This window comes from Lacisediminihabitans sp. (assembly GCF_036569425.1).
Classification (GTDB): Bacteria; Actinomycetota; Actinomycetes; order Actinomycetales; family Microbacteriaceae; genus Lacisediminihabitans.
On the sequence record NZ_DATCQQ010000030.1, the window covers coordinates 56,411 to 72,250 of the forward strand.

Sequence of the window (15,840 nt, forward strand, 5' to 3'; positions counted from 1 at the left end):
GCCGAAGCCGATCGCCATCCTCGATGCGTGGGAGTCTTACGCGCCGAAACCCTTGTAACGCGAGTTGAACTTCTCGACGCGACCAGCGCTGTCGAGGATGCGCTGCTTGCCGGTGTAGAACGGGTGCGATGCCGACGAGATCTCGACGTCGATGACCGGGTAGCTGTTGCCGTCTTCCCAGTCGATCGTCTTGTTGCTCGAGACCGTCGAACGGGTCAGGAACGTGGCGCCAGACGCGAGGTCGCGAAAGACGACCGGGGCGTACGTGGGGTGGATGTCAGACTTCATCGTGATTCCTTGGTTGTGATTGGGGAAAATATCTTGGGGAAAAATTCCGGCGCGTGGGCCAGCTAGCTACTTTACCAGAACAAGCGCCTTTCGGGCGCGACCGGGTCGCCGGGTGGCCTTTCGGACCTTAACTGGCGCGGGCCGTGTACCGGCCGTTGATCTCTTCGACCTCGAGGGGCAGACCGAAGGTGTCGCTGAGGTTCTGCGACGTGATCACCTCGCCGATGGGACCGGCGGCGGTGATCGCACCATGGGAGAGCAACAGCGCCCGGTTGAACCCCACGGGGATCTCTTCGACGTGGTGGGTGACCATGATGATCGCCGGGGCCTGCGGTGCGCTCGCGTAGCCGCCGAGCAGCTGCAGCAACTCCTCGCGCGCGCCGAGGTCGAGGCTCGCGGCCGGTTCGTCGAGCAGCAGCAACTCCGGGTCGGTCATCACCGAACGGGCGATCTGCACGCGCTTCTGCTCGCCGTCGCTCAGGTCGCCGAACTTGCGGCTCTCCAGGTCGCCGAGGCGCCACTCCGCGAGCACCCTCTGGGCGCGACGCGTGTCAATGTCCTCGTAGGTCTCGTTCCAGCGCCCGGTGACGGAGTAGGCGGCGGTGAGCACGACATCCAGAACCGTCTCGTTCTGCGGGATGCGGCGGGCCATGGCCGTGGAGGCGAACCCGATGCGCGGACGCAGTTCGAACACGTCGACGGCGCCGAGGGTGTCGTCGAGGATTCGTGCCTTGCCGGAACTCGGGTGGATCATCGCCGCCGCGACCTGCAGCAGCGTGGTCTTGCCCGCGCCGTTCGGGCCGAGTATGACCCAACGCTCGTCACCGTTGACCGTCCAGTCGACGGACTTGAGGATGGGGTTGCCATCTCGAACGATCGATACGTCGGAAAGCTGGAGAACGCTGGCCATGCCCCAACCCTACCTGCGCGCGAGCGGGACGAGTGGCCGCCGCGCGCCGATCAGGAGAGCACCGACCGATACACATCCTGCGTACGCTGGGAGATCTGCTGCCAGCCGAAGTCCCGCTCCGCCCAGTCGCGACCGGCGGCACCCATCCGCTTCGCCGCCTCGGGATCCGACACGACTTCGGTGAGGATGCGCGCGAGATCGTCCACGAATTTCTGCGGATCGAGCGGCGTGCCAGTGCCGTCGTCGGCTTGGTCGATGGGCACGAGCCGGCCGGTGACGCCATCGTCGACGACCTCGGGGATTCCCCCCGTCGCTGTGCCGACGACGGGCGCCCCGCAGGCCATGGCCTCGAGGTTCACGATGCCGAGCGGCTCGTACACCGACGGGCAGACGAAGGTCGTCGCTGAGCTGAGCACCGCCGAGAGATCGTGCTGGCTCAGCAGCTCCTCGATCCAGACCACCCCGGTGCGCTCCTTCTGCAGCTCGGCGACGCCGGCGCGCACCTCGGCGAGGATCTCCGGGGTGTCCGGTGCACCGGCGCAGAGCACGAGCTGCACGTCCTTGGGCAGTTGGGCGGCCGCGCGCAGCAGGTACGGCAGGCCCTTCTGGCGGGTGATCCTGCCCACGAATACGACCGATGGACGATCGGGGTCGATTCCCAGGGTGCGGAGCAGTTCGTCGTCCTCGACCGGATGCCATCGCTCGAGGTCGATGCCGTTGTGCACGACGGAGACCCGCTGCTCGTCGAGGGTCGGATAGGAGCGCAGGATGTCGCGCTTCATGCCGTGGCTCACCGCGATGATGGCGTCGGCCGCGAGGAAGGCGTCCCGCTCGATCCAACTCGACACGCGGTATCCGCCGCCGAGCTGCTCGGCCTTCCACGGACGCAGGGGCTCGAGGCTGTGCGCCGTGACGACGTGCGGCACTCCGTGCAGCAGCTGCGCGATTCGGCCGGCAGCGTTCGCGTACCAGGTGTGCGAGTGCACGATGTCCGCACCGCCGACATCCTGCGCGATCTCCAGATCTACCCCGAGGGTCGCGATGGACGGGTTCGCCGAGGCGAGCTGGGCTGGCACGAGGTAGCCGTGCACATTCGGTTCGTCCCGCGGCAGGCCAAAGCAGCGCACGATGACGTCGAGGTCCAGTCGGAGGGCGCGCACGAGCTCGGTCACATGGACCCCGGCACCCCCGTAGACCTCTGGCGGATATTCACGGGTAATCAGATCGACTCTCACGTGTTGAACGCTAGTACACGCCCACTGGTGCCTCTACTGTTGTCCCATGTCATCAAAGAAGATCTTCGGAATTGTGCTGGCTGGCGGCGAAGGCAAGCGGCTGATGCCGCTCACCGCGGATCGGGCCAAGCCGGCCGTCCCGTTCGGTGGCAACTACCGTCTGATCGACTTCGCACTCTCCAACCTCATCAACTCGGGCCTGCGCCAGATCGTGGTTCTCACCCAGTACAAGTCCCACAGCCTCGACCGCCACGTCTCGCAGACCTGGCGCCTCTCGGGCCTCACCAACTCGTACGTCGCATCCGTGCCTGCGCAGCAGCGGCTCGGTAAGCGCTGGTTCGCGGGCTCGGCAGACGCCATCCTGCAGAGCCTCAACCTCCTGCGCGACGAGAAGCCGGACATCGTGGTCGTCGTGGGCGCCGACCACGTGTACCGCATGGACTTCAGCCAGATGATCGCCGCCCACATCGAGTCCGGGGCCGGCGTCACGGTGGCGGCCATCCGCCAGCCGATCGCCCTCGCCGACCAGTTCGGCGTGATCGAGCTCGACAAGGACGACCCGACCCGCATCGCGCAGTTCCTGGAGAAGCCGCAGAACGCCGTCGGCCTCGCCGACTCCCCCGGCGAGGTTCTCGCATCGATGGGCAACTACATCTTCGACGCCGACATCCTGATCGACGCGGTGCTGCGGGACGGCGAACTGTCCACGTCCAACCACGATATGGGCGGCGACATCGTGCCGGACTTCGTCTCTCGGGGTGACGCGGCCGTCTACGACCTCAACCGCAACGAGGTGCCGGGGGCGACCGATCGCGACCGGTACTACTGGCGTGATGTCGGAACCATCGAGTCCTTCTTCGACGCCCACCAGGACCTGATCTCGGCCCTGCCGATCTTCAACCTCTACAACAGCGACTGGCCGATCTTCAGCCAGCAGCTCAACTCGCCGCCGGCCAAGTTCGTGCGCGACTCGCGCGGCAACCTCGGTACCACGATCGACTCCATCGTGTCCCTCGGGTCGCTGCTCTCCGGTGCCCACATCGAACGCAGCGTCCTCGGACCATGGGCGATCATCGAGTCCGGGGCGCAGGTCGTCGACTCGATCATCTTCGACCGGGTGCGCATCGGGCCGGACTCGATCATCCGTCGGGCTATTCTGGACAAGGAAGTCGTCGTCACAGCAGGCGCAACCGTTGGAGTGGATGCAGAGGCCGACCGGGCCCGCGGATTCACCGTCACCGATTCCGGCATCACCGTCGTCGGCAAGGGCGTCACGGTCTCCTAATCCCGCCGACTGGCCTCGCCGCGGCGGCCGTTCATCGAAGCTCCCGCCCCCACAGGATGGCCACTACCGCTATGCCCCGATTCCTTGTCGTGCTCGACGTCGATTCCACCCTGATCGAGAACGAGGTGATCGAGCTTCTCGCGGATGCCGCGGGTTCAGGGGACGCGGTGGCCGAGATCACGTCCCGGGCCATGAACGGGGAGCTCGACTTCGAGGAGAGCCTGCGCACCCGCGTCGGGACCCTCGCTGGCCTGCCGGAGACGGTCATCCTCGAGGTGTCGAGGCTCATCACCATCACCCACGGCGTGCCGGAGATGATCTCGGGCGTGCACGCGGCAGGCGGACGAGTGGCCGTCGTGTCCGGCGGGTTCCACGAGCTCATCGACCCGGTGGCCGAGACACTCGGCCTCGACTACTGGCGCGCCAATCGGCTCGAGGTGGCGGACGGCGTGCTCACCGGCGGGCTCGTCGGGCCGATCATCGACGCGGAGGCGAAGGCGTCGACCTTGCGCGAATGGGCAGCGGACCTCGGCATCCCGCTCTCCCGCACGGTGGCGGTGGGTGATGGTGCAAACGACCTGCCGATGATGGCGATCACCGGCCTCTCGGTGGGCTTCGACGCGAAAGCCCCGGTGCGGGACCTCGCCGACGTGCTCATGGACGTGCGCGACCTCAGCCAGCTGCTGCCACTGCTCGGCCTGCGCGGCTGACCCGACGCCCTGCCCAGCCCCTTCCGGACGAGGGCGGGCTAGTGGCCCATGCCCAGGCCACCGTCCACCGGGATGACGGCGCCCGAGATGTAACCGGCGTCGTCGCCGGCGAGCCAGGTCACGACCTTCGCCACCTCCTCGGCCGTGGCGAAACGCCCGGCCGGGATCGACTTCTTGTACTCGGCCTGCTGCGCCTCCGGCAGCTCGGCCGTCATGTCGGTCTCGATGAACCCCGGCGCGATCACGTTGGCAGTGATGCCGCGGGAGCCCAGCTCCCTGGTCACCGAGCGGGCGAGGCCGACGAGTCCGCTCTTCGACGCCGAATAGTTCACCTGGCCGGCCGACCCGAGCAGGCCGACGACGCTCGAGACGAGGATGATCCGCCCGAACCGGGCCTTCAGCATGCCCTTGGAGGCGCGCTTCACCACCCGGAACGCGCCCGACAGGTTGGTGTCCACCACCGAGGTGAAGTCCTCCTCCGTCATGCGCAGCAGCAGGGTGTCCCTGGTGATGCCGGCGTTCGCCACGACGATCTCCACCGGTCCGAGCGCGGCCTCGACCTCGGTGAACGCGGCGTCGACGGATGCCGCATCCGTGACATCCGCGCGCACCGTGAGGCTGCCCGCCGGGCCCGCACCCGATCGCGTGGTCACGGCCACGCGGTGGCCGAGGGCGATGAACTGCTCGGCGATGGCAAAACCGATTCCCCGATTGCCTCCCGTTACGAGCACGGTTCGTGAAGTGGTCATGGGTCACTCTCTTCCAATGGGCGGGGCGCCCGGCGCCGCAAAAAAACTATCCGGGGACACGCGGCAAACTCCCACAATCTTAGACGTAGGCTTGACTCCTACATCATGGCTAAGCAGCAGTCGATAACCTCGCTCCCCCGGTCTCCCCAGGACGACCGGCGAAGCCGCATGGTCCAGTACTCGGTGGCGATGGGAATCCGCACCGTGTGCATCATCGCGTGCCTCTTCACCCCCGGCTGGTGGCTGCTTCTGCCGGCGATCGGTGCCATTGTTCTTCCATACATCGCGGTCGTGCTCGCGAACGCGAAGGGCGCGACGTCGTCCGTCGTCCTGCGACCGGGCTCGATCGAGCGTCTGCCGGTCGACGATCGATGATGATCGGTTTCGGCGAGGCTGAGCTCGAGCCGACCTGCTCGAGGGCGGAGTGCCGCGAGGCCGCCGCCTGGAATATCAACTGGCGCAATCCGCGCATCCACGGTCCAGAGCGCGTGAAGGTGTGGCTCGCGTGCGAGCACCATCGCGACTTTCTGCGGGACTACCTCGCGGCTCGGGACTTCCCCGTGCTGGTCACGCCGCTCGGCGAGGCCGTGGCGCGCGTGCCGGATGTCGAGAGTTCCGTGTCGTGAACGGCTGGCGATTCGCCATCAGCCGACGCTGGTTCGGCTACCTGGCGCTCGCGATCGTGTTCTCGGTGGTGTGCGTCGGCCTCTCTAATTGGCAGGTCAACCGCCTGAAGGAGACCACCGCGGCCAATGACCTGGTGGACCGCAACTACGAGAGCGCGCCCCGCGCGGTCACCGCGGTGCTGCCGACGCTCACCTCGTTCCGGGCGAGCCAGCAGTGGGTGCGGGTGAGGCTCACTGGGCGCTACCTGCTCGACGAACAGGTGCTCGTGCGCAACCGGCCGCTCAACGGGCAGCCGGGGTTCGAGGTGCTCAACCCGCTGCTGCTCGACGACGGCACCGTGTTCGTCGTCGACCGCGGCTACGTGCCGGTCGGCAACATGCAGGATGCCCCGGACAGCATCCCGGTGCCGCGCAGCGGGGAGGTCTCCGTCGTCGTGCACCTGCAGGCGAGCGAGCCCGTGCTCGCCGGTCGATCGGGCGCCAATGGACAGCTCGCCACCATCCACCTGCCCGACGTGGCGAAACTCGTCGACCGCCCCACCTACACCGGCGCATACGGCCTCATGGTCTCCGAGACGCCGGCGGCGGCGACACGACCGGCGGCCATGCCCAAGCCCGTGCTCGACGAGGGCCTGCACATCTCCTACGCCATCCAGTGGGTGCTGTTCGGCGTTATGGCGTTCCTCGGCCTCGGCTACGCGATCCGGCAGGAATACCGGATCCGCAACGCGGAAGATCCAGAGGAACGGGAGCGCGCCGACGAGCGCGCCCGCCGCAAGGCGGAGCGGCCTCGCACGGACAACGAGATCGAGGATGAGATCCTCGAGGGCTCACGCCACTGATCTCCCGCGGCGATCGCCCCGGCCGTCAGGCGAGGGCGACCAGGTCGGCGTAGTCGCGGTTCCAGAGGTCCTCGGTGCCGTCCGGCAGGATGAGAACGCGCTCCGGGTTGAGCGCCTCCACAGCACCCTCGTCGTGGCTGACCAGCACCACGGCGCCGGAGTAGTTGGCCAGGGCATCCAGGATCTCGAGGCGGCTCGCCGGGTCGAGGTTGTTCGTGGGCTCGTCGAGCAGCAGCACGTTGGCGCCGGAGACGACGATCATCGCGAGCGCGAGCCGCGTCTTCTCCCCGCCCGAGAGCACCCCGGCGAGCTTGTTAGCGTCGTCCCCCGAGAACAGGAACGATCCGAGCACGCGCCTCGCCTCGGTCTCCGTGATGTTGGGCGACGAGGAGACCATGTTCTGCAGCACCGAGCGCTTCACGTCGATGGTCTCGTGCTCCTGCGCGTAGTAGCCGATGCGCAGGCCGTGGCCGGGCTCGAGCTGACCGGTATCCGGCTTGTCGACGCTCGCGAGAATGCGCAGCAGCGTGGTCTTGCCCGCACCGTTGAAGCCGAGGATGACGACCTTCGAGCCGCGGTCGATCGCAAGGTCAACCGCGGTGAAGATCTCGAGCGAGCCGTAGCTCTTGGACAGGTTGGACGCCATGAGCGGCGTGCGACCGCACGGCGCGGGCTCCGGAAAGCGCAGCTTCGCGACCCGGTCCACGGCGCGGACCTCGTCGAGGCCGGAGAGCATCTTCTCGGCGCGGCGCACCATCTGGTGGGCGGCAGCGGCCTTCGACGCCTTGGCGCCGAACTTGGCCGCCTGCATCTGCAGCACGCCGGCCTTCTTCTCCACGTTGACGCGTTCCTTCTTGCGCCGTTCCTCGTCGGCCGCGCGCTGCCGCTGGTAGTTCTTCCAGCTCATGTTGTAGATATCGATCACCTGGCGGTTCGCATCCAGGTAGAAGACCCGGTTCACGGTCTCCTCCACGAGCTCCACGTCATGGCTGATCACGATCAGTCCGCCCTGGAAGTTCTTGAGGAACTCACGCAACCAGACCACCGAGTCGGCGTCGAGGTGGTTGGTTGGCTCGTCGAGGAGCATCGTCTCGGCGCCGGAGAACAGGATGCGGGCGAGCTCGATGCGTCGGCGCTGGCCGCCGGAGAGCGTGGACAGCGGCTGGTCGAGGATGCGATCCGGCAGACTGAGGTTGCTCGCGATCGACGCCGCCTCGGCCTCTGCCGCGTAGCCGCCGAGTGCGGTGAAGCGATCCTGCAGGTTTCCGTAGGTCTTCATCGCCGAGGCGCTCACCTTGGCATCCGGGTCCCCCATCTCCTGGGCGGCCTTCTCCATGCCGAGCATGATCTGGCCGAGCCCGCGGGCGTCTAAGATGCGGGTGCGGGCGAGATCCTCCGGGTTTCCCGAACGCGGATCCTGGGGAAGGTAGCCGACCTCCCCGGTGCGCTCGATGGTGCCGCCGGTGGCGAGTTCCTCGCCTGCCAGGACCTTGGTGAGGGTCGTCTTGCCTGCGCCGTTTCGACCGACCAGGCCGATCTTGTCGCCGCGTTCCACACGGAAGGTGACGTCCTCCATGAGCATGCGTGCGCCAACACGCAGTTCGAGGTCGTGCACGCTGAGCACAGGCAGAGTCCAATTCTTTGTGTTGTTTTGCAACAACGGGAGGGAGGGGGTAGGCCTCTAGTATAAATCGTGGGGCTCGTGTTCGACGCCGCGGCAGCCCCCACAACCGCCCAGAGGAGTTCCCGTGTCCAATCTGACCCTGGCATACGGCCGGCCGACGCTCGCCGACCGGCTCTTTTCGAGGAGCCTCGTCACCGACCTGATTCTGATCGCGGCAGGCACCGCGCTCACCTCGATAGCCGCCCAGCTCATCATCCCGCTTTGGCCGGTGCCGATCACCGGCCAGACCTTCGCGGTGCTGCTGGTCGGTTCGACCCTCGGCGCGGTGCGCGGTGCGCTCTCCATGGTGCTCTACCTGGTGCTGGGCGTGGCCGGCCTTCCGGTGTTCGCGGCTGGCGGGCACGGGAGCCTCTTCGCCTCCCCGTCCGGCGGTTTCGTGATCGGTTTCGTCTTCGCCGCCGCGCTCACCGGCTGGCTCGCCCAGCGCGAATGGGACCGCAAGGTCGTCGGAACATTCCTGTCCTTCGCCGCCGGCACCGTCGTGATCTACGCCTTCGGGCTCCCCTGGCTCTACACGGTGCTCGGCACCTTCCCGCCTGCCTCGCTCGGCAAGTTCTTCGGCACGACGAACCTGCTGCAGGCGACGATCACCACCGGCATCCTGCCGTTCCTGGTCGGGGACACCGTCAAGGCCCTTCTCGCGGCCGCGATTCTCCCGGCGAGCTGGCGGCTCATCGGCCGAGTGGACAAGGCCACGAGCGAGAGCCACGACTAGGCATCTCCGCACCAACGACAAACGCCCCGGCCATCGGCCGGGGCGTTTGTCGTGTTCGGGTGTCTACATCGAGAAGCCGAGGGCGCGCATCATGTCGCGGCCGTCATCGGTGATCTTCTCCGGGCCCCACGGAGGCATCCACACCCAGTTGATGCGGAACTGCTCGACCACGCCATCGAGCGCCTGCGCGGTCTGCTCCTCGATCACGTCGGTCAAGGGGCAGCCCGCCGAGGTGAGCGTCATGCTGATGATGAGCGCGCTGTTCTCGTCGTCCCAGGTGAGGTCATAGATGAGTCCGAGGTCGACGATGTTGACCCCAAGCTCGGGGTCCATCACGTCCTTCAGCGCCTCTTCGACCTGGTCGAAGAGCTGGGGTGCGAGTGCGACTGCCATGCCTCTAGCCTAGGTTCGTCGGGGTCGGGCCGCCAGTGGCCAGGGCGTCCCTCCCCAGGAACCGGTCGTAGCCCTCGTTCTCGAGGCGGTCGGCCAGCTCGGGGCCGCCCTGTTCGGCGATGCGGCCGTCGACGAACACGTGTACGAAGTCCGGCGAGATGTAGCGCAGGATGCGGGTGTAGTGGGTGATGAGCATGATGCCGAGGCCGGTGTTGGCCTTCGCCCGGTTCACGCCCTCCGCGACGATCTTGAGCGCATCCACGTCGAGCCCGGAGTCCGTCTCGTCGAGCACCGCGAATTTTGGAGCCAGCAGCTCGAGCTGCAGGATCTCGTGCCGCTTCTTCTCTCCGCCGGAGAAGCCCTCGTTCACGTTGCGGTCCTTGAACGAAGAATCCATCCGCAGGTTCTTCATCGACTCGGTGACCTGCTTGGTCCAGGTGCGGATGGAGGGCTGAACGCCGTCGATGGCCGTCTTGGCCGTGCGCAGGAAGTTGGTCACCGCGACGCCGGGAATCTCCACCGGGTACTGCATGGCGAGGAAGAGGCCGGCGCGGGCGCGGGCGTCCACCGTCATCGCGAGTAGGTCTTCCCCGTCGAGGGTGATCGATCCGCTGTCCACGTGATATTTCGGATGGCCGGCGATCGTGTAGGCAAGGGTGGACTTGCCGGAGCCGTTCGGGCCCATGATCGCGTGGATCTCGCCCTCGTTCACGATGAGGTCGACCCCTTTGAGTATCTGCTTCGTGCCCTGCTCGGTCTCGACACTCACGTGGAGGTCTTTGATCTCTAGTACTGACATGTCTCTGGGGTTCCTAACTGGTGTGCTTCGTGCCGGGTGTCAGGCGCTGGCGACGGGCGTCGGGTCGATGAAGACGTCGCCGTCGACGATGGAGACGGCGAATACCGGCACCGGCTCGTAGGCCGGGAGGGTGATCGGCTTGCCGGTGATCAGGGAGAACTTGGAGCCGTGCGCCCAGCACTCGAGAGTGTCGTCTTCGACGAACCCCTCGGCGAGCGAGATGTCGCCGTGCGTGCAGGTGTCCCCGATGGCGTGGATCGCCCCGGCGGAGTCCCGCACGAGCGCGATTGGCGTGCCGTCGATCACGACGCGCACCGCCGACCCGAGTTCGATCTCGTCTTCGGCGCAAATCCGAACGGCCATTACTCGCTCACCTTCAATTCGTCTTCGATCGCCTGCTGGAGGCGTGCCTCCAGGTCAGCTGACCCGATCTTCTGCACGACTTCGGAGAGGAAGCCGCGCACCACCAGGCGTCGCGCCTCGTGCTCCTCGATGCCACGGGCCTGCAGGTAGAAGAGCTGCTCGTCGTCGAAACGGCCGGACGCGCTCGCGTGGCCCGCGCCGGCGATGTCGCCGGTCTCGATCTCGAGGTTCGGCACGGAGTCGGCCCGCGTGCCGTCGGTGAGCAGGAGGTTGCGGTTCTGCTCGTAGCTGTCGGTGCCGGCCGCCGACGGGCGGATGAGCACGTCGCCCACCCACACGGTGTGAGCTCCGTTGCCCTGCAGGGCGCCCTTGTAGCTCACCCGGGACTTGGTGTTCGGCGCGTCGTGGTTGACGAAGACCTGCTGTTCGAGGTGCTGGCCGGTGCCGGCGAAGTAGACGCCGAAGAGCTCGACGTCCGCGCCCTCGCTCGAGAGGTGAGCCGACGGGTTGATGCGCACGACATCCCCGCCGAGCGACACGACCACGTGCCGGAGCCGCGCGTCACGGCCGATCTGGGCGAAATGGCTCGCGAGATGAACCGCGGTGTCGTCCCACTGCTGCACGGTCACGACCGTGAGCTGCGCGCCGTCGCCGACAACGATCTCCACGTTCTCGCTGAGCATCGCCTGGCCGGAGTTCTGCAGCACGACCATGCCGCGGCTGTGCTTCTCGGCGACGATGACCGTGTGCGCGGCACGCGGCGATGTGCCGAGCGCAGAACGTGTGACGGTGACCTCGACCGGCTCTTCGCCCGTGATGGTGACCGCGAGCGCCTCCTCGAAGCTGCTCCACGCGTTCGCGGAGGCTAGCTCCTCCGGCTTTCCGGCGCGGCCGATGCGGGCATCGTCCCGGCCGATCAGCTCGACAGTGGCGCCGGCGTCACCGGTGGAGACGACATCCGTGGCGTACGGCAGGGCCGATCCGTCGAGTCCGTCGTCGAGCAGCGGTTGGATCTTCGCAATCGGGGTGTGCTTCCACTCGAGCTCGCGCCCGGTGACGGCCTCGAAGTCGCCGACCTCGAATGAGCTGAAGCGCGCTGAGCGCACCTGAACGGGAACGAGACCCCAGCCGCCATCGCTGTGCTGCTTCGAGCCAAGTCTCGAGTGATCGGGTTCTGCCGGGGAGATGGTGGGTGTAGCTACGGCAGACATCTAGCCGATGGTTCCTTCCGAGGTGACGAGGCGGGTCATCCGACGCTGCCTTCCATGCCCATTTCGATGAGCTTGTTGAGTTCCAGGGCGTATTCCATCGGGAGTTCCCGCGCGATGGGCTCGATGAATCCTCGCACGATCATGGCCATCGCCTCGTCTTCCGGCAGGCCACGGGACTGCAGGTAGAAGAGCTGTTCGGCGCTCACGCGGGAGACGGTGGCCTCGTGGCCCATCTGCACGTCGTCCTCGCGAACGTCGGTGGTCGGGTAGGTGTCCGACCGAGAGATGGCGTCGACGAGCAGCGCGTCGCAGCGCACGGTGTTTGCCGAGTGGTGGGCACCCTCGGCGATGCGCACCTCGCCGCGGTAGCCGGTGCGCCCGCCGCCGCGGGCGATCGACTTGGAGACAATCGACGACTGCGTGTACGGGGCCATGTGGATCATCTTGGCTCCGGCATCCTGATGCTGGCCGGGGCCGGCGAAGGCGACCGAGAGCGTCTCACCCTTGGCGTGCTCGCCCACAAGATAGATCGAGGGGTACTTCATGGTGACCTTGGAGCCGATGTTGCCGTCGATCCACTCCATGGTCGCGCCCTCATGGGCGATGGCACGCTTCGTCACCAGGTTGTAGACGTTGTTCGACCAGTTCTGGATGGTCGTGTACCGAACTCGGGCGTTCTTCTTCACGATGATCTCGACGACCGCGGAGTGCAGCGAATCCGACTTGTAGATCGGTGCGGTGCAGCCCTCGATGTAGTGAACGTATGAGCCCTCGTCGGCGATGATGAGCGTGCGCTCGAACTGGCCCATGTTCTCGGTGTTGATGCGGAAGTAGGCCTGCAACGGGATCTGCACGTGCACGCCCTTCGGCACGTAGACGAACGACCCGCCCGACCAGACCGAGGTGTTGAGCGCGGCGAACTTGTTGTCGCCGGACGGGATCACGGTGCCGAAGTACTCCTTGAAGAGTTCCGGGTACTCCTTGAGCGCGGTATCCGTGTCGAGGAAGAGCACGCCCTGCTCCTCGAGGTCCTTGTTGATCGTGTGGTACACGACCTCGGACTCATACTGCGCGGCGACGCCGGAGACGAGTCGCTGGCGCTCCGCCTCGGGGATGCCGAGCTTCTCGTAGGTGTTCTTGATGTCGTCCGGAAGGTCGTCCCAGGTCTGGGCCTGCTTCTCAGTAGAGCGAACGAAGTACTTGATGTTGTCGAAATCGATGCCGGAGAGGTCTGCTCCCCAGGCGGGCATCGGCTTCTTGTAGAACAGCGCGAGTGCCTTGAGACGGTTCTTGAGCATCCACTCCGGCTCGCCCTTGAGCGCCGAAATGTCCGCGACCACTTCCGGGGAGATTCCGCGTTTGGCGGACGCCCCAGCGACATCGGAGTCGGACCAGCCGAACTCGTAGATGCCGAGGCTCTCGAGCTCCGGGCGATCGATCAGGATGTCTGACATGTCGTAACCTCTCTCCACCCTCCACAACCCGGTTTGCGGGCTTCGCATTCCCCGCGGTCCCGCATCCGGCTGATGCAAGCTGTGAGGAGAGCGTGAAGGGCTCACACTGCATTTATCTAATACAGCACATACCTAAACTGGTCCGAGGGCATGGGCCCCATCGCCCTCGTCTACCGAACTGCCGAGCACGCTCGTCGGCGCGGCCCCGAACAACTCAATTCTACAGGACGCGTCCCGCAAGTTGCGGATACCCGGCGAGGTCACAGAGACCCGCCAGGCACCAACCGTCCCGAGAGGATCCGTAACCCCGTGAATCAGGCATCGCCGCCCCCCCAGCAGGCCTCACCGATCGCCCGCGCCGCGCGCCGCTGGCTGCCGGGATCGGTCGATCGCCGCGTGCGGGTGCTGGGTTGGCTCTCGCTTCTCTTCCAGGTGGTGCTGGTGGGCACCGGAGGCGCCGTGCGACTCACCGCCTCCGGTCTCGGCTGCCCGACCTGGCCGCGGTGCACGGCCGACTCCTTCGTGACCACACCGGAGCTCGGGATTCACGGCATCATCGAGTTCACCAACCGCATGCTCACCTTCGTGCTCGTGCTCGTGGCGATCGCCGCGTTCCTGTCGGTGGTCAGGATGCGGAGGGAACGCCGCGACCTCTTCTGGCTGTCCCTCTCGCTTGGGCTCGGCATCCCCGCCCAGGCGATCATCGGCGGGATCTCGGTGCTCACCGGGCTGAACCCCTACGTCGTCGGAATGCACTTCGTCGTCTCGATCAGCCTGGTCGCCATCGCCACGGTGTTCGTCTACCGCATCCGGTTCGGCGAGCGGCCGCCGGCGCGCACTGTTCCGCGCTGGCTCACCGGTCTCACGTTCTTCACTGTCGTCGTCGTGGCGATCACCGTCGTGGTCGGGGTTCTCACGACGGGATCCGGCCCGCACGCCGGGGACAACTCGGACGACAAGCACCTCGCGCCGAGGAACGGGCTCAACCCCGAGATCCTCCAGCACGTGCACAGCTGGCCCGCCTACCTCACCGTCGCCCTCACCATGGCGATCCTGGCGTCCGCGATCGTCTTGAGGCTCGGGCGGCTGCGGGCGGCGGCGATCGGCCTGCTCGCCGTGGAGGCGCTGCAGGTGATCGTGGGCGTGAGCCAGGCGCGCCTCGGCCTGCCAGAACTGCTCGTGGGCATCCACATGGTGCTCGCCTGCGTTCTCGTCGCCGGCATCACCACCGCGGTGCTCACCCTCCGCGCCGCCGACGGGTCACCGGCCCCCGAGGCGTCGGCAGCGCAGGACCGCGAACTGCAGCGCTGACCCGCCCGGCGAGCCCGTCTGCCGCCGTGGCGGGAGTTACGGCCCGCCGCGACCGGAATACTGCCTCGCGGAGGGAGACGCGCCTCCCGCCACGACCCCGTTTGCCCCTCCGCGACGGCAAGGACCGCGACGAGAAGGACGGGGAGAGGGCCGGCCTAGAAGTGCAGCAGCGGGTCGATGCCGATCGCGACGAACAGCAGCGTGAGGTAGCTGATGGAACTGTGGAACACGCGCATCGGCTTGACCTCGTCGTGACGGATCGCCATCGAGTAGAGCCGGTGCGCCTCGAAGACGAACCATCCGCCGGCCAGCACCGCCACGACCGAGTACAGGATTCCCATCGGCGCGACCGGGATGAGCAGCAGAGAGCACGCGACGGTCGCCCAGGCGTACAACACGACCTGCAGCCCCACCACGGTGCGCCCGCGGACGACGGCGAGCATCGGCACGTTGACCGACGCGTAGTCGGCGCGGTACCGCATGGAGAGCGGCCAGTAGTGCGGAGGCGTCCACAGGAAGACGATGCCGAAGAGGATTACGGGAGTCCAGCTGAGGGACCCGGTGACCGCCGCCCATCCGATGAGCACCGGCATGCAGCCGGCCGCCCCGCCCCACACGATGTTCTGCGGGGTGCGCCGTTTGAGCACGAGCGTGTACACGAGCACATAGAAGAGGATGGCCGCGAGGGAGAGCGCGGCGGCGAGAAGGTTCACCAGCAGGGCCAGCCACACGATGGAGGCCACGCCGAGCACCCAGGCGAAGACCAGGGCCTCACGATCCGTGAGCTCCCCCGTGACGAGGGGACGCGTGCTCGTGCGCTTCATCACCCGGTCGATGTCGCGGTCGATGTAGCAGTTGAAGGCGCCGGCCGAGCCGGCGCTCAGCGATCCGCCGACCAGAGTCCAGAGCACCAGCCACAGGTTGGGGATGCCGCCCTGCGCGAGAATCATCACCGGCGCGGTCGTCACGAGCAGCAGCTCGATCACCCGCGGCTTGGTGAGAGCGAAGTAGGCCTTCGACTTGCGCGCGAACCCGATGCGCTGCACGGGTAGCTGGGTGTCGACCGCTACGTTCATTGCTCCTCTAACGACTGGTATTGCTCGCCACCGATTCTAGGCGGTTGTCGGCTGCGTGATCGCCCGGCCGAACGGGAATACGCGGGGCCAGCCGCTGTTTCTCTTATACTTGGATGTGCTTGCCAGCTGCAGGCCACACAACCAGTCCCCCGCCGCTCGTTCGCTGCTAACTGGTGTGCCCGCGGCAGT

Annotated in this window: 18 protein-coding genes; 7 read left to right on the plus strand and 11 right to left on the minus strand. The window is 66.8% G+C overall.

What is annotated here, in order from left to right; all coding sequences use genetic code 11:
• Positions 1-36: 36 nt before the first annotated feature.
• The 3 genes from VIM54_RS06630 to glgA form a co-directional block, all read right to left on the minus strand.
• Positions 37-288 carry a type B 50S ribosomal protein L31 gene (locus VIM54_RS06630; RefSeq protein ID WP_331899977.1) on the minus strand — a complete coding sequence of 84 codons (252 nt, stop codon included), beginning with the start codon at positions 286-288 and terminating at the stop codon, positions 37-39.
• Between the two features lie 127 nt (positions 289-415).
• A complete protein-coding gene (locus VIM54_RS06635) occupies positions 416-1,198 on the minus strand; it encodes an ABC transporter ATP-binding protein (protein ID WP_331899978.1) in 783 nt (260 codons plus the stop codon).
• A gap of 50 nt (positions 1,199-1,248) precedes the next feature.
• Positions 1,249-2,433 carry a glycogen synthase gene (gene glgA / locus VIM54_RS06640; RefSeq protein ID WP_331899979.1) on the minus strand — a complete coding sequence of 395 codons (1,185 nt, stop codon included), beginning with the start codon at positions 2,431-2,433 and terminating at the stop codon, positions 1,249-1,251.
• A gap of 46 nt (positions 2,434-2,479) precedes the next feature.
• On the opposite strand from glgA, the gene VIM54_RS06645 reads away from it, so the two are divergent.
• Together VIM54_RS06645 and serB are read left to right on the plus strand one after the other, a co-directional pair.
• Positions 2,480-3,718 (plus strand): glucose-1-phosphate adenylyltransferase, encoded by a 1,239-nt coding sequence (locus VIM54_RS06645; RefSeq protein WP_331899980.1) that lies wholly within the window; start codon positions 2,480-2,482, stop codon positions 3,716-3,718.
• Positions 3,719-3,789: 71 nt separating this feature from the next.
• Positions 3,790-4,428 carry a phosphoserine phosphatase SerB gene (gene serB / locus VIM54_RS06650; RefSeq protein ID WP_331899981.1) on the plus strand — a complete coding sequence of 213 codons (639 nt, stop codon included), beginning with the start codon at positions 3,790-3,792 and terminating at the stop codon, positions 4,426-4,428.
• A gap of 38 nt (positions 4,429-4,466) precedes the next feature.
• On the opposite strand, the gene fabG is transcribed toward serB, so the two are convergent.
• Positions 4,467-5,177 carry a 3-oxoacyl-ACP reductase FabG gene (gene fabG / locus VIM54_RS06655; protein ID WP_331899982.1) on the minus strand — a complete coding sequence of 237 codons (711 nt, stop codon included), beginning with the start codon at positions 5,175-5,177 and terminating at the stop codon, positions 4,467-4,469.
• A 105-nt stretch (positions 5,178-5,282) separates the two neighbouring features.
• On the opposite strand from fabG, the gene VIM54_RS06660 reads away from it, so the two are divergent.
• From VIM54_RS06660 to VIM54_RS06670, 3 genes are read left to right on the plus strand one after another with little or no spacing between them, the layout of a single operon-like run.
• Positions 5,283-5,552, plus strand: a complete 270-nt coding sequence (locus VIM54_RS06660; RefSeq protein WP_331899983.1) for a DUF3099 domain-containing protein — start codon at positions 5,283-5,285, stop codon at positions 5,550-5,552.
• Positions 5,552-5,803, plus strand: coding sequence for a hypothetical protein (locus VIM54_RS06665; RefSeq protein WP_331899984.1), 252 nt, complete (start codon positions 5,552-5,554; stop codon positions 5,801-5,803). Before VIM54_RS06660 ends, VIM54_RS06665 begins: the two co-directional genes overlap by 1 nt.
• Entirely contained in the window at positions 5,800-6,645 is an 846-nt protein-coding gene (locus tag VIM54_RS06670) for an SURF1 family protein (protein ID WP_331899985.1), read from the plus strand. The genes VIM54_RS06665 and VIM54_RS06670 overlap by 4 nt, the downstream gene beginning before the upstream one ends.
• Positions 6,646-6,670: 25 nt before the next feature.
• On the opposite strand, the gene VIM54_RS06675 is transcribed toward VIM54_RS06670, so the two are convergent.
• Positions 6,671-8,269, minus strand: coding sequence for an ABC-F family ATP-binding cassette domain-containing protein (locus VIM54_RS06675; RefSeq protein WP_331899986.1), 1,599 nt, complete (start codon positions 8,267-8,269; stop codon positions 6,671-6,673).
• 124 nt (positions 8,270-8,393) lie between these two features.
• Here VIM54_RS06675 and VIM54_RS06680 point away from each other — a divergent pair, with 124 nt between their 5' ends.
• The gene (locus VIM54_RS06680; RefSeq protein WP_331899987.1) at positions 8,394-9,044 is read left to right on the plus strand and encodes a biotin transporter BioY; all 651 of its coding nucleotides are present in this window, start codon (positions 8,394-8,396) and stop codon (positions 9,042-9,044) included.
• A 63-nt stretch (positions 9,045-9,107) separates the two neighbouring features.
• On the opposite strand, the gene VIM54_RS06685 is transcribed toward VIM54_RS06680, so the two are convergent.
• Genes VIM54_RS06685 through sufB form a run of 5 tightly spaced genes read right to left on the minus strand, consistent with a single transcriptional unit; the run spans position 9,108 to position 13,264 of the window.
• Positions 9,108-9,437, minus strand: coding sequence for a metal-sulfur cluster assembly factor (locus tag VIM54_RS06685; protein ID WP_331899988.1), 330 nt, complete (start codon positions 9,435-9,437; stop codon positions 9,108-9,110).
• A gap of 4 nt (positions 9,438-9,441) precedes the next feature.
• Positions 9,442-10,236, minus strand: coding sequence for a Fe-S cluster assembly ATPase SufC (sufC, locus tag VIM54_RS06690; RefSeq protein WP_331899989.1), 795 nt, complete (start codon positions 10,234-10,236; stop codon positions 9,442-9,444).
• A gap of 39 nt (positions 10,237-10,275) precedes the next feature.
• Positions 10,276-10,599 (minus strand): non-heme iron oxygenase ferredoxin subunit, encoded by a 324-nt coding sequence (locus VIM54_RS06695; protein WP_331899990.1) that lies wholly within the window; start codon positions 10,597-10,599, stop codon positions 10,276-10,278.
• Positions 10,599-11,810: a Fe-S cluster assembly protein SufD gene (sufD, locus tag VIM54_RS06700; protein ID WP_331899991.1), complete on the minus strand. Its 1,212-nt coding sequence runs from the start codon at positions 11,808-11,810 to the stop codon at positions 10,599-10,601. The genes VIM54_RS06695 and sufD overlap by 1 nt, the downstream gene beginning before the upstream one ends.
• 35 nt (positions 11,811-11,845) lie before the next feature.
• Positions 11,846-13,264, minus strand: a complete 1,419-nt coding sequence (sufB, locus tag VIM54_RS06705) for a Fe-S cluster assembly protein SufB (protein WP_147782264.1) — start codon at positions 13,262-13,264, stop codon at positions 11,846-11,848.
• 309 nt (positions 13,265-13,573) lie between these two features.
• On the opposite strand from sufB, the gene VIM54_RS06710 reads away from it, so the two are divergent.
• A complete protein-coding gene (locus VIM54_RS06710; protein ID WP_331899992.1) occupies positions 13,574-14,575 on the plus strand; it encodes a COX15/CtaA family protein in 1,002 nt (333 codons plus the stop codon).
• 155 nt (positions 14,576-14,730) lie between these two features.
• Here the strand turns inward: VIM54_RS06710 and VIM54_RS06715 are convergent, their stop codons facing one another.
• Entirely contained in the window at positions 14,731-15,651 is a 921-nt protein-coding gene (locus VIM54_RS06715) for a heme o synthase (RefSeq protein WP_331899993.1), read from the minus strand.
• Positions 15,652-15,840 lie beyond the last annotated feature (189 nt).

What these genes read in the sequence shown, in the direction of transcription:
- VIM54_RS06630 (WP_331899977.1), bottom strand. Translation starts at nt 288, where the DNA reads ATGAAGTCTGACATCCACCCCACGTACGCCCCGGTCGTCTTTCGCGAC.
- VIM54_RS06635 (WP_331899978.1), bottom strand. Translation starts at nt 1,198, where the DNA reads ATGGCCAGCGTTCTCCAGCTTTCCGACGTATCGATCGTTCGAGATGGC.
- VIM54_RS06645 (WP_331899980.1), top strand. Translation starts at nt 2,480, where the DNA reads ATGTCATCAAAGAAGATCTTCGGAATTGTGCTGGCTGGCGGCGAAGGC.
- serB (WP_331899981.1), top strand. Translation starts at nt 3,790, where the DNA reads ATGCCCCGATTCCTTGTCGTGCTCGACGTCGATTCCACCCTGATCGAG.
- fabG (WP_331899982.1), bottom strand. Translation starts at nt 5,177, where the DNA reads ATGACCACTTCACGAACCGTGCTCGTAACGGGAGGCAATCGGGGAATC.
- VIM54_RS06660 (WP_331899983.1), top strand. Translation starts at nt 5,283, where the DNA reads ATGGCTAAGCAGCAGTCGATAACCTCGCTCCCCCGGTCTCCCCAGGAC.
- VIM54_RS06665 (WP_331899984.1), top strand. Translation starts at nt 5,552, where the DNA reads ATGATCGGTTTCGGCGAGGCTGAGCTCGAGCCGACCTGCTCGAGGGCG.
- VIM54_RS06685 (WP_331899988.1), bottom strand. Translation starts at nt 9,437, where the DNA reads ATGGCAGTCGCACTCGCACCCCAGCTCTTCGACCAGGTCGAAGAGGCG.
- sufC (WP_331899989.1), bottom strand. Translation starts at nt 10,236, where the DNA reads ATGTCAGTACTAGAGATCAAAGACCTCCACGTGAGTGTCGAGACCGAG.
- VIM54_RS06695 (WP_331899990.1), bottom strand. Translation starts at nt 10,599, where the DNA reads ATGGCCGTTCGGATTTGCGCCGAAGACGAGATCGAACTCGGGTCGGCG.
- sufD (WP_331899991.1), bottom strand. Translation starts at nt 11,810, where the DNA reads ATGTCTGCCGTAGCTACACCCACCATCTCCCCGGCAGAACCCGATCAC.
- sufB (WP_147782264.1), bottom strand. Translation starts at nt 13,264, where the DNA reads ATGTCAGACATCCTGATCGATCGCCCGGAGCTCGAGAGCCTCGGCATC.
- VIM54_RS06715 (WP_331899993.1), bottom strand. Translation starts at nt 15,651, where the DNA reads ATGAACGTAGCGGTCGACACCCAGCTACCCGTGCAGCGCATCGGGTTC.